General features: G+C 42.1%; 7 protein-coding genes and 1 other annotated feature. All 7 genes read right to left on the bottom strand.

Features of this window, described 5'->3' with window-relative positions; translation table 11 throughout:
* Positions 1-284, bottom strand: a 284-nt coding sequence (gene ruvX / locus AC1DSB_RS10280; RefSeq protein ID WP_477586671.1) for a Holliday junction resolvase RuvX, incomplete at its 3' end; no start/stop codon positions are given.
* A gap of 3 nt (positions 285-287) precedes the next feature.
* Positions 288-554, bottom strand: a complete 267-nt coding sequence (locus AC1DSB_RS10275; protein WP_016426845.1) for an IreB family regulatory phosphoprotein — start codon at positions 552-554, stop codon at positions 288-290.
* A gap of 90 nt (positions 555-644) precedes the next feature.
* Complete coding sequence (alaS, locus tag AC1DSB_RS10270; RefSeq protein ID WP_477532630.1) at positions 645-3,272, bottom strand: alanine--tRNA ligase; 2,628 nt, start codon at positions 3,270-3,272, stop codon at positions 645-647.
* A 265-nt stretch (positions 3,273-3,537) separates the two neighbouring features.
* Positions 3,538-3,746, bottom strand: a binding site (T-box leader).
* A gap of 115 nt (positions 3,747-3,861) precedes the next feature.
* A complete protein-coding gene (locus AC1DSB_RS10265; protein WP_477586670.1) occupies positions 3,862-4,512 on the bottom strand; it encodes an HAD family hydrolase in 651 nt (216 codons plus the stop codon).
* A 655-nt stretch (positions 4,513-5,167) separates the two neighbouring features.
* The gene (gene recD2 / locus AC1DSB_RS10260; RefSeq protein ID WP_477586669.1) at positions 5,168-7,612 is read right to left on the bottom strand and encodes an SF1B family DNA helicase RecD2; all 2,445 of its coding nucleotides are present in this window, start codon (positions 7,610-7,612) and stop codon (positions 5,168-5,170) included.
* 21 nt (positions 7,613-7,633) lie between these two features.
* Positions 7,634-8,290 carry a tetratricopeptide repeat protein gene (locus tag AC1DSB_RS10255; RefSeq protein WP_477586668.1) on the bottom strand — a complete coding sequence of 219 codons (657 nt, stop codon included), beginning with the start codon at positions 8,288-8,290 and terminating at the stop codon, positions 7,634-7,636.
* 18 nt (positions 8,291-8,308) lie between these two features.
* On the bottom strand, positions 8,309-8,431 hold a 123-nt coding region (locus AC1DSB_RS10250; RefSeq protein ID WP_477586672.1), incomplete at its 5' end, for an aminomethyltransferase beta-barrel domain-containing protein.

Genomic DNA, 8,431 nt, shown 5'->3' with positions numbered 1-8,431 from the left:
TCCCAAAGATAAACGGGTTTTTCAAACGTTTGACGTAATAATTCCGCGTAGCGTTCAGACGCTTCGGCACGTGGTCCAATCGAATTGTTCATGTTTTTCGGATATCCTACCACAAACGATGATACTTCGTGCAACTTCATCAACTCGGCAATACGTTCCAATCCGAACTTTTCATTTGCTTCATCAATTTTGATGGTTTCGATCCCTTGGGCGGTCCAACCGAAAGCGTCACTGATTGCAACACCTACTGTTTTCGTCCCAACGTCCAAGCCCATTACTCTCATAACTTATGCCTCGTTATTCTTCTTGATGTAGAACTTTACAAGTTCTTCTAAGATTTCATCACGTTCAAGCTTACGGATTAAATTTCGTGCATCCTGGTGGCGAGGAATATATGCCGGATCACCCGAAAGTAAGTAGCCGACAATTTGATTGATTGGGTTATACCCTTTCTCTTCAAGCGCCGAATGGACATGAAGCATAACTTGCTTCACTTCTTGTTCCATGGACTCTTCCGGAAAATTAAACTTCATTGTCTTGTCAAATGAACTCATGATCAGCACCTCGCTTTCGGAGTAAAATCTGATTGTCTTGTACAAGCATATTTTTGTTACTTGTTAAGTATAACCGATTTCAACTTTTTATTAAACGGATTTGACATAATCATACACAGATTGTAAAGCTCCATCAAGTTTCGACGAATCTTTCGCACCAGCCATTGCCATATCGGGACGACCGCCACCTTTGCCGTCGCACTGTTCGGCAACAACTCTCACGATATTTCCAGCATGATATTTTCCACCCGATAAATCACTTGTGACACCAGCAATTAACATTACCTTGTCGCCTTCTGAAGCTCCAAGGACGATAACTGCTTCATTCATCTTCGTTTTTAAATCATCCATCATTTGACGCAGTTGGTTGTTGTCTTTTGCTTGAACACGTGCAGACAATACCGTTACACCATCAATTTGCTGAGCCTTCTCCAAAATGGAAGATGCTTGGCTATTTGCAATTTTTGCTGATAATGATTCATTTTCACGTTGAACTTGGCGAAGTTCCTGTTGTAAGCCTTGAACACGAGCCACTACATCTTTTGTATTTGCTTTCAAAGCTGCAGCTGCTTCTTCTAGGATACTCTCTTCTTCCTTAACAAGCTGGTATGCGGCTTTGCCTGTAACTGCTTCGATACGACGTGTACCTGCGCCAATTCCGCTTTCACTTACTAACTTGAAGAAGCCGATTTGTGACGTATTGCTTACATGACATCCACCACAAAGTTCAAGTGAGTATTGATCAATTGAAACGACTCTTACGATATCGCCATATTTTTCACCGAACAGTGCCATCGCACCCATTTGTTTCGCTTCATCGATGCCATGATAGCCTGTAACTACTTGAATGTCTTCCCAAATTTTCTCGTTCACTTGTTGTTCAATAGTTAACAATTCTTCTTTTGTTACTTGACCGAAATGAGAGAAGTCAAAACGTAAGCGATCAGGACCAACGTAAGAACCTGCTTGATTAACATGTGTTCCAAGCACATCTTTTAACGCTTGATGCAATAAATGTGTCGCTGTATGGTTTTTGACCGTTGATTTGCGCATTGTCTGATCGACTGTTGCTGTTACATCAGCTTCAACTGAAAGCTCTCCTGATTCAATCACTACGGTATGAAGATTTTGACCATTTGGTGCTTTTTGGACATCTTTCACAAATCCTTTGAATAAATCATTTTCAATTGTTCCGTGATCGGCAATCTGTCCGCCACTTTCTGCATAGTAAGGCGTTTGGTCAAGTACGACTTTTACTTCATCGCCTTCTTGTGCAAGCTTGACAAGCTCTCCGTCTTTTACAATAACCAGAACTTTTGAAGAAACGGCCATTTTATCGTAACCAATAAATTGACTTTCTTCTTTAATATTCCCTAATACTTCTGACTGCACCTGCATGGAATCAACATCTTTACGAGCTGAACGAGCACGTGTACGCTGAGCTTCCAGTGAAGCTTTGAAGCCTTCATGGTCAACGGTCATGCCTACTTCTTCTGCATATTCTTCCGTCAACTCGACAGGGAAACCGTATGTGTCGTACAAACGGAAAGCATCGCTTCCTGGAATGATTGACAGTCCAGCTGCTTGTTGCGTTGAAATAACATTAGACAAAATGCCAAGGCCGTCTTGTAATGTCTCGTGGAAGCGCTCTTCTTCATTTTTAATAACGCGCATAATGAAATCTTGTTTCGCTTCGACTTCCGGATAGAAGTCTTTCATGATTTCGCCAATAATCGGTACTAGGTTGAACATGAATGGACGATCAATTCCTAGATTTTTACCAAAACGTACTGCACGGCGTAATAATCGACGCAATACATAGCCGCGGCCTTCATTTGAAGGAAGTGCTCCGTCACCAATTGCAAAAGCAACCGTACGTGTATGGTCTGCAATGACTTTAAACGCTAAATCATCTGCACCACCATTGCCATACGTTTTACCCGATACTTCTTCGGTTTTTCGAATGATCGGCATGAATAGATCTGTATCGAAGTTCGTTGGTACATTTTGCACGACACATGCCATACGTTCAAGACCCATACCCGTATCGATGTTTTGTTTTGGAAGCGGCGTATACGTGTGATCTGGGTTATGGTTGAATTCAGAGAACACCAAGTTCCAGATTTCCAAGTAACGGTCGTTTTCTCCGCCCGGATACATTTCCGGATCCGTCATGTCGTTGCCATAGTCCTCGCCACGGTCGTAGAAGATTTCCGAGTTTGGACCACTTGGACCTTCTCCGATATCCCAGAAGTTCCCTTCTAAGCGGATGATGCGAGCTTCTGGAATTCCGATATCGTCGCGCCAGATTGCGTATGCTTCTTCATCTTCTGGGTGAACTGTGATTGATAACAATTCCGGATCAAATCCGATCCATTTCTTATCCGTTAGAAATTCCCAAGCCCAGTGAATCGCTTCTTTTTTAAAGTATTCACCGATCGAGAAGTTTCCTAACATTTCAAAGAATGTATGATGACGAGCCGTTTTACCGACATTTTCAATGTCATTCGTACGGATTGATTTTTGTGCATTCGTGATGCGTGGATTGTCAGGAATTACACGTCCATCAAAATATTTCTTCAACGTTGCCACACCACTGTTGATCCAAAGTAGTGAGTTATCGTTAATTGGTACAAGTGGTGCACTTGGTTCTAGAGCATGGCCTTTTTCAATGAAAAAGTCTAAGTACATGCGTCGGATTTCTGCTGCAGTTTTCATCAAGTATTCCTCCTTCAATTTTAAAAGCATAAAGCGCTGTCAGCTTGACACCATGAAATGTTGAACAGGGCGCTCTAATCCGACTCTGGTGCTGGAGCATCTGAATCCGAAAACGAGTTTTCGAATGAAGATGTGAAGCTTAAGAGCGGATTGGCCTGTAAAACTAGACACTGACCTTTTGAGTCGTGAGTCAAGAAGCCTGCTGGCGCAACGGGGAAGAGCTGGTCCTTAAAGCTAAGACAATAGAAAAAGCCCTCATCCCTAAAAAAGGGACGAAGGCTTCAATTCGCGGTACCACCCTAGTTACAGCAAACGAATTTGCTGTCTCTCGATTATGCCTTAACGCGGCTTACGGCAGTGATTAGCTGCACTCAGGAGTAGCTTTCCATAACATCCACTTGAAGGTTCTTTCAGCCAAGGAACCTCTTTCTTTTGCAAGCTTCTCAAATGTACTTTCTCCATCAACGTTTTCATTCATTTGTTAGAATTATAAAAAACAATTACGCATGTGTCAATTGACTTTTATTAAGTGCATGCAAATTACTCAATTTTAATATTTTCATCTTGACGAGTGGTAAGACTGTTATTCCTATCGTAACTCTTTCAGAAGGAGATCCAAAGATTGATCTACCATCGAAGACAACCTAATATTGTAATCTTCAAACACTAAATTGGTTGTTACCAGATTTAGGAAAATCACACATTTCAAACCTGCCGCACGTGCTGCCTTCAAACCGTTCAATGAATCCTCAAAAGCAACAGCTTCCTCTGGTTTCACACCCAATGATTCAATGGCTTGCAGGTAAAGTTCTGGATCTGGTTTAACAGTTGAAACATCATCACTCGTCTTGATTACTTCAAAATAATGAAGAATACCAAGCTGAGTTAAAAAATTTTCTACCCAACTTCTTTTTGAACTGGAAGCCAATCCTATTTTAAGGCCCGCTTCTTTAGCTGCAATTAAATAATCTTCTACACCGTCTCTTAAAATTGGCTGACCAATCTTTTCGTGAAATCGTTGGGATGCCAATTCTCTGATCTCAGAAATATTGGACAACTCTTTTATATTGTCCACAATATATTTATCCAATAGGGTATCATCAGTACCAATCACTAACGCAAACTGTTCAATGGTCAAATTCACCTCGAATTGATACAACGCTTCCTTATATGCTTCAAACCATACCGTCTCTGTATCAATAATCAGCCCATCAAAATCGAAAATAACTGCTTTTATCATCATGGACACCTTCTTTTAAGATTTTATTTTCTCGCTAATTGATGTTTATCTAAATTGACTTATAAAATAAAAAGGCTTGCTATGTAAACTTTCCAAGTGGTGCAACGGACCTCATGTTTCGAAGCTAGCCTAGCGATGCAACGCACTTCATGTTTCGAAGCTAGCCTAGCGATGCAACGCACTTCATGTTTCGAAGCTAGCCTAGCGATGCAACGCACTTCATGTTTCGAAGCTAGCCTAGCGATGCAGAAACAGAAACAGAAACAGTAGCAAACGTTTTTGGCGCAGATTCCTACCCAAATAAAATATGATTAACAACTGTAGAAAACCTAAATACGAAGAGTTCATTTGTAACTAGCATACCGCTAGAAAGAATATGGTCAAAGGAGTTTGACCATATTCTTTGCGACGAGTAACCGCAGGAGCAACCTTATTCTTTGCGACGAGTAACCGCAGGAGCAACCTTATTCTTTGCGACGAGTAACCGCAGGAGCAGCACTTTCGGAGAATGAGACCCACAAGTCTATGGTTTTCATGCTTGTTGGCTCATGCGGAACGTGCGGCCAGCGCAAATGTACGATAATCAATCATACGGTGTTAAAGAGCCAAAAAAAACACACGTTTTACATGTGTGTTTTTTCAAGGTTCATATTTATCATTCAGCAATTTTTTCTAAAAAGTCATAAGGCGTGGTAGCGTTCATGCCAACCAAAGGATGAATCGTCAAATGGTTGGATGCCGTCAATGAAATTTCCTGTTCGTTTTTCTCTGTAAGTTCATCATCAGCTTCATTGTCTTCGCTCTCTACAGTTGGTTCAGTCACAGGCACTGCCTCTTCACTCAATCTTTCCTTCAGTGAAGTCAGTCTTGCCAAATCATCATTGCGCTCAATGCCGAATTTAAAGACTTCAGCATCTCCACACAAAATGAGGAAGTTTTTAGCACGTGTTATTCCTGTGTACAGTAAATTGCGTCGCAGCATTTTCATGTAACTGCGAACGACTGGCATGATGACAATCGGGAACTCACTGCCTTGCGATTTATGAATTGAGCAACAATAAGCAAGAGTCAACTGTCCTAAATCGTTACGCTGATRGGTCACTTCAATCCCTTCGAATGAAACAATCAACATGTCCTGCTTTTCGACATTTTCACTGGCTTTAGAAATGCTGATCACTTCGCCCATATCCCCGTTGTACACTTGGCTTTCCGGCTGATTGACAAGTTGCAGCACTTTATCACCTATGCGATAGATCGTTTCACCGAACACAATTTCCTTGCGTTTCTTCGTGTCATTCGGATTGACCATTTCCTGAATCATTTTATTGAGTGCATCAATCCCAGCAGGACCTTTATACATCGGTGCGAGCACTTGCAATTCTTTTATCGTATGACCTTTTGCCAAGGCACTTTTGATGACTTGTTCAACCACTTTTGCAATTTGTTCCGGCCCAGCTTTAATGAAAGAACGATCGCTTGTTTTGTCGATTAAATTGGTCGGTAACTGCCCTTTTTTCATTTGATGGGCAAGTTCAATTATGGACGATCCGGCAGATTGACGATAAATGTCCGTCAGTTCCACTGTCGGAATTCTCTTAGACGCAAGCAAGTCTTTCAGAACTTGACCTGGTCCTACAGGAGGCAATTGATCCTGGTCACCTACGAATATGACTTGTGCCCCTTCAGGAATTGCCTTTAATAATTGATGGGCAAGCCATGTGTCAACCATCGACATTTCATCGATAATAATCAGGTTGCCTTTGATGTCCCGTTCTGTTTCTTCCTCTTTTTCCTGGCCAGTGAATCCAAGTAAACGATGGATTGTCATGGATGGAAGACCCGTTGATTCATTCAAACGTTTTGCAGCCCGTCCAGTTGGTGCCGCTAAAATAATCGGAAATGGTTCCTGTTTTTTTGCGTATTCTTTTGGATCGAGCGTCAGACCATGCAATTCAGCGTAAACTTCCACAAGTCCCTTGACGACGGTTGTCTTCCCTGTACCTGGCCCACCTGTCAGTAGCATGACGGATGCATTCATCCCGAGTTCAATAGCAGCTATTTGCGTCTCTGCATATGAAACACCTAGTCTTTCTTCAGCATCGCCGAGCGCTTTTCGAATTTCAGAAGTCGGGAAACCTGTTCGTTCTTGTTGTTCCTGAATCAACGTTTCCAGTTTGGAAGCGATGCCCACTTCGGAAAAATATAGCGAAGGCAAATAGAACCGCGACATTTCCCCAGCCAATTTTCCTTCCTCGACTAGTTCCATGCATGCTGTTGAAATAGCATCATATGGGACTTCTTCAAATTGGCTGGACTCCAGCAATTGCTTAACGCTCGGTAAAATATGCTCCGCATGCAAGTAAACATGTCCTTCACTGAGCGAAGCAGCGTTCAATAAATGGAAAACGGCCGCTTTGATTCGGTCTGGGTGTTTACCGGTCATACCAAGTTTGGAACCCAGTTCATCCGCACGGTGAAAACCGATGCCTTCCACGTCTTCAATCAGTCGAAACGGATTTTTCATCAACACGTCGATCGTTTCCTCACGGTAGGTCTGGTAAATCCTCATCGCCAGTTGCGGACCAAATCCCCATTCATTTAATTGAATCATGACACGTTCCAAGCCGAGGTTTTGCTCAAGCGTCATACGAATGGTTTCTTTTTTCTCTTTGGCAAGTCGTGGAACGGCGTCAAGTGCTTCAGGGTCATCCAAAATGATTCGAATTGCATCTTTCCCAAGTTTCTTGACGATCGTTTCGGCCGTTTTACGTCCAATTCCATGAAACAGGTCACTCGACAAATAATGAATGATGCCTTGTTCGGTCTCCGGCACATCTTTTGAGAATGTTTCCACTTGAAACTGGGTTCCGTATTTTGGATGCTGTTTGATCTGGCCGGTAAAACGATACGCCTCTTCATTCATCAAAGGTGGGAAGTAGCCTGTTACAATGATTTCTTTATCTTCATATGTAGAATTTGTTTCGTTGATTTTGAGTTTGACGATGGAGAATAAGTTAGTGGCATTATGAAAAATGGTGACGACAGGTTTGCCTGTAATATACATCGCTTCTTGTTGAAATAAATCGATTTGATTTGGCAAAGCTGTCGCCTCCTAGAATGGTTATTGACTTAATGCAATCATGTCGTACACATAACGTGCCTGTTCGAAATTCGGTTGCAGTGTATACGCCTGTTTCAAATGATACAAAGCATCATTCGTGCGGTCTGTGGATACAGCGTACAAAACGCCCAAATTGTAGTGGGCATCTGCATTGTTCAAGTCTTCATGAATGACATACATAAATTCTGGTTCAGCTTCCTTGAACATCTCAAGAGCTGCCAATCCGATGCCGTAAGACAAGCGGATTTGTACATCTGTTGGCTCAAGTTCAGCTGCACGTTGTAAATAAGGCAGTGCAAGTTTAGGGTTCCCCAATCGTTCGAAGCATTTCCCTAACATGAAGTAAGCGTCAGCACCTTGAATGCCAAACTGAATCGATTTCTCATAAAGCTTCGCCGCTTCTTCGTAACGTTCCTGCTCGTAATATAAATTAGCCAATCCATAAAAAGCTGTCGCTGCTTTTTCATCCAGAGTAATAGCCTTTTGGAAGAAGCGTTCAGCACGTTCTGTTTCATTCATGCGTGCCAGTAAGTTTCCAAAGTTAATATATCCAAGTGGGTTATTCGGCTCTTCTTCAATTGCATTATTGAAATGAACAACAGCTTGTTCATAATCTTTGTTTTGAATGGCTGTAATGCCAAGTTCSAATTCTTTCATCTTCTCACTCCTCGTTCATTAGCCGACGTATGTCAATTTTTTTCCGTTCTTGATGACTTCGTCTATTGTTCCGCCACCAAGACATACATCACCGTCATATAAAACGACTGCTTGTCCAGGGGTAATTGCACGGACAGGCTC

The organism is Paenisporosarcina sp. P4_E4_2, from assembly GCF_056401595.1.
The sequence above is the reverse complement of the archived record's forward strand: the minus strand, read 5'-3'. Positions and strand labels throughout refer to the sequence as shown.

What these genes read in the sequence shown, in the direction of transcription:
- alaS (WP_477532630.1), bottom strand. Translation starts at nt 3,272, where the DNA reads ATGAAAACTGCAGCAGAAATCCGACGCATGTACTTAGACTTTTTCATT.
- AC1DSB_RS10265 (WP_477586670.1), bottom strand. Translation starts at nt 4,512, where the DNA reads ATGATAAAAGCAGTTATTTTCGATTTTGATGGGCTGATTATTGATACA.
- AC1DSB_RS10275 (WP_016426845.1), bottom strand. Translation starts at nt 554, where the DNA reads ATGAGTTCATTTGACAAGACAATGAAGTTTAATTTTCCGGAAGAGTCC.